The sequence below is a fragment of the Polaribacter sargassicola genome (assembly GCF_021991835.1).
Lineage (GTDB): Bacteria > Bacteroidota > Bacteroidia > Flavobacteriales > Flavobacteriaceae > Polaribacter > Polaribacter sargassicola.
Genome location: NZ_JAHDAU010000057.1, coordinates 1 through 401, shown reverse-complemented (window position 1 = coordinate 401; position 401 = coordinate 1). Strand labels below are relative to the sequence as shown.

Sequence of the window (401 nt, the reverse complement as noted above, 5' to 3'; positions counted from 1 at the left end):
CCAACGCGATGTTCCGCGTTGAGCTCACCAACGGACACAAGGTTCTGGCGACGATCTCCGGAAAGATGCGGCAGAACTACATCCGCATCATCCCCGAGGACCGCGTGGTCGTGGAGCTCTCGCCCTACGACCTGACCCGCGGCCGCATCGTCTACCGCTACCGCTGATCGGTCGAGAAGTAACACCCCGGGCGCTCGCGCCCGCACGGTGAAGACAGCGAACAGGAAACATCATGAAGGTCAACCCCAGCGTCAAGCCCATCTGCGACCACTGCCGCGTGATCCGTCGTCACGGTCGCGTCATGGTGATCTGCAAGAGCAACCCGCGCCACAAGCAGCGCCAGGGCTGAGCAGGGGTCGGATCGGATGCCCCGGCATCCGGCCCGGCAGCTGAACAACTCA

2 protein-coding genes are annotated in these 401 nt (G+C 63.8%); both read left to right on the top strand.

The window, feature by feature from the left end; genetic code table 11:
* Positions 1 to 167: translation initiation factor IF-1 (gene infA / locus KI686_RS17395; RefSeq protein ID WP_237590294.1), on the top strand; the 167-nt coding region annotated here is incomplete at its 5' end.
* Between the two features lie 65 nt (positions 168 to 232).
* A complete protein-coding gene (gene rpmJ, locus KI686_RS17390; protein WP_071644008.1) occupies positions 233 to 349 on the top strand; it encodes a 50S ribosomal protein L36 in 117 nt (38 codons plus the stop codon).
* The last annotated feature ends 52 nt before the right edge of the window (positions 350 to 401 follow it).